The sequence below is a fragment of the Armatimonadia bacterium genome (assembly GCA_039679385.1).
In the GTDB taxonomy this organism is placed as follows: domain Bacteria; phylum Armatimonadota; class Zipacnadia; order Zipacnadales; family JABUFB01; genus JAJFTQ01.
In genome coordinates, this window is record JBDKVB010000111.1 from 1 (window position 1) to 3,034 (window position 3,034).

4 protein-coding genes are annotated in these 3,034 nt (G+C 65.5%); all 4 read left to right on the forward strand.

Annotated features, from left to right (window positions below):
- Positions 1 to 737 (forward strand): RHS repeat-associated core domain-containing protein (locus ABFE16_12850; protein ID MEN6346180.1); only part of this gene is annotated, 737 nt, incomplete at its 5' end.
- A gap of 464 nt (positions 738 to 1,201) precedes the next feature.
- Entirely contained in the window at positions 1,202 to 1,906 is a 705-nt protein-coding gene (locus ABFE16_12855; protein MEN6346181.1) for a hypothetical protein, read from the forward strand.
- A 490-nt stretch (positions 1,907 to 2,396) separates the two neighbouring features.
- On the forward strand, positions 2,397 to 2,864 hold the full coding sequence (locus ABFE16_12860; protein MEN6346182.1) for a hypothetical protein: 468 nt from the start codon (positions 2,397 to 2,399) through the stop codon (positions 2,862 to 2,864).
- Positions 2,839 to 3,034: hypothetical protein (locus ABFE16_12865; protein ID MEN6346183.1), on the forward strand; the 196-nt coding region annotated here is incomplete at its 3' end. The genes ABFE16_12860 and ABFE16_12865, both read left to right, overlap by 26 nt.

Here is a 3,034-nt window from a genome sequence, read left to right on the forward strand (position 1 = left end):
ACTTTGTCAGCGAAGGGCCCTCGGTCTACGACGCGCTGGTCGCGCACCGCCGCGAGAGTGACCCGGCAACGGAGGCCTGGTACCTGCCGGACGCCCTGGGGACGACGCTGGGGCTGACGGGCGGCGCTGGTCTGCTGACCGACACCTTCCTGTACGACGCCTTCGGCAACGCTCTCGACCGCACCGGCACGACGCCAACTCCCTACCAGTACGTCGGCGCCTACGGGTACTTCACCGAACCCCTCCCCAACCTGATGCTCCTCTGGCACCGATGGTACGACGCAGCAGCAGGGAGATTCGTGAGTAGGGACCCGATCGGAATGCGGCTTTGGGACGACGCCGACTCATCAGTGTACGTGTATGGGTCACAGATCCCCACAGGCCTGACGGACGCGACGGGCACGTTACCGATCGCCGCTATCTGGGACGAGTTCGTAGCCTGGACGAAGGACGTCGGCCTCGTCATCAGTGGTGCTCTCGCCGGCCTCGTTCTGGGAGAGATATGGGGAGAGTACCTGAAGCACCTTGCCCACGAGTGTGAGAAGTCCGCCAAAGCAGGCATGGCCGCCTTCGACAAGGCTGCTGAGCGGGCATGGAGGTACGCACGTCCTCCATACAGGAATGTGAGGAGATGCAAAGATGAGTGCTTCAACATCTTCGCCGCACATCTGAAGCTCAGAGCCTGCATCGAGGGGTGCGAGAGCGGCGGGCGTGACCCTAGAAGGAAGCGGTTGTGACGGTCTCCCCGAGGCCAGGCCCCGATCAGCGTGGTGGCCGCCCTCCGATCGCACCTGTGTGCGGCACTAGCACTATGCACGGGTGCTCCGGGGGGTACAGCGTGGCTATGCTGTGCGCGATGGCTGCAGCGCTCTGCGGCTGTAGGCCGGGAGTAGAGGTTGCCGCCTCGCGGTGGTGTCTGAACGAGCTCATCGTTGCTGGTGACGGACGGCTTGTAGCGATGGATGCGATACGGACCAGCGCGGTGGGTGCGCAGCATTGGGATAGGTCCGCGCTCGTGGTGATCTCGATGCCCGACAGGGGGCTTGTTCTCCGATGGACGAGTGGATATGTCTCCCATCATCCCCGCGACTGGAACAGGGACGGTAGACGACTGCTTGTGGGGCGCTTCGACTGGCGAGCGGATGAGCCAGAGACCGCGTCGACTGTGCTGGCGCTCGACGTCCGAACAGGAGATACGCGGGTGGTCGCTGCCGACTCGGGCAGCGACGCCAACTGGTTGGCGGACGGCAAGCGAGTTGCCTACGATGGCTTCATCCACGTGGGCGACGACGAGACTGGGCGCGATGCTCCCTCGGTCTTCATTGCCGAAGACAAGGTAGTGCCACGACTCGTGGCAGCAGACGCCTGTCTGGAGGCGGCCGTGCCCGGAGCCGACGGTGCCAGCGACTTGCTCTTCGTGAGCAAGAAGTCTCCAGGTGGCATCTCGCTGGCGGTTGTCGAGAGCAGCGGGTACGCTGAGCCGACAAGACTGGCCGGGCCACTCAGCAACCCGCATTTCGGGGTCTCACCAGACGGTCAGCGCATTGCCGCGGCGCACCAGGAAGCCGACGCGGGGCGCGTCTCGATGGTGGTGGTGAGGGAACGACGGAGCGGGAACCAGGTGGGAGCGATGCGCGTGCGTGACCCGAACGTATACCTGCGCTGGTCCCCCGACGGGAAGGACCTCATGTGCATCGGCAACAGCGGGACATGGGTCTGGCGCCCGACGACTGGTGCGGTCCGGGCGGAGGTCCTGCCTACGCACTCGCGCGACGATCGCATGGAGGCGACGTGGATGCCCGATGGGCGGAGACTGCTCTTCTGGCAAGGTTCGCGCGTATATCTGCACCGCTGCGGCACGCCGGATAGCGAGCTGCTCTTGGACCTCGATGGGCTCGGTCTGTAGCCCGCCCCAACGTGCGGCAAGCAGAAGCTGCCATGCCACCCGCACTGAGTGCAGGTGGACGGAGGGAACCGGAGTGTACGCCGACTGGACGTCGATCGCCCTGCTCGTGGCCCTGGCTTGGGCTGGCTACGGAGCCGGTCGGACGTTGCGTCTCGCACGCGGTAGCGCTCCTGACCCTTCCGTAAGCCCGTCGTGGCAGAGAGGCGGAGGTGACCTCCCCGCGGCGGCCTCCTGGACCGTGCTCCTGCCAATCGCCACTCTTGCCGCGAGTCGGCCTGTCGCCGCAACGGGGCCCTTCGCCATGGCGGTTCTCGGGGCGCACTTCCTGGGCGTTTGCGCCGGTCTGCTGGTACCACCGCGAAAGCATGTACCAGCGGACGTACTGAGATCGCATCCCTATGTTTCCTTGGCTGTCTGCACGGGCTGCGCAGAAGCGGTCTGGTACAGTGCACCCGACGCCACACCCGCGATTGCCTCGGGAGTGGCGGCCGTGTCGCTGCTTCACCAATGGCTCGTGGGGATCGGCCGTGCTCGCATGGCGCAGAGGCCCGAAGAGGCGTTGGGGATCGCGTGGACGCTGCTGATGTGGACCTTCTTCGGGGCACCTGCTGCATCGGGCTTGTCGGCCATCCTTGGCCTTGCAGACCCCCTGGATGCTTGGGCGGCCTTCGGCGGCTGGCTTCTGCTGGGTCTTGGCTTGGTCACCTTTCCGGCGCACCTAAGGACTCAACTGCTGTGCGGAGACCGCGTCGCGACTCTCCTGGCATTTGCCATCGAGTCCGCGGCGATCGTTCTGATCGCCTCGGCGGTGGGACTGCTGCTTTGCGAGCGCACCGAGCGCTGGCTCTTCATCTCCTCCCTGTCGGCGATCTCGTCGGGTCTGGCGTGCTGTGGAGTTCTCAGCCTACACACGTTGCGGTCGTGCCGCAAGTGTGGACGAGCAGACGCGGGAGATTGATGCTTGGGGCCAAGAGCAGGTGACGCACTACGATGCCCTGGGACGGGCGGAGCAGTTGGACAAGGCCAGCGGAGTGGGCGCCTACTACCACTACGACCAGGTCGGGCAGTTGCTGGCCGAAGTGCGCTACCCCGGCGGCGAAGTGATCTACCACAACTACGACGCGCGGG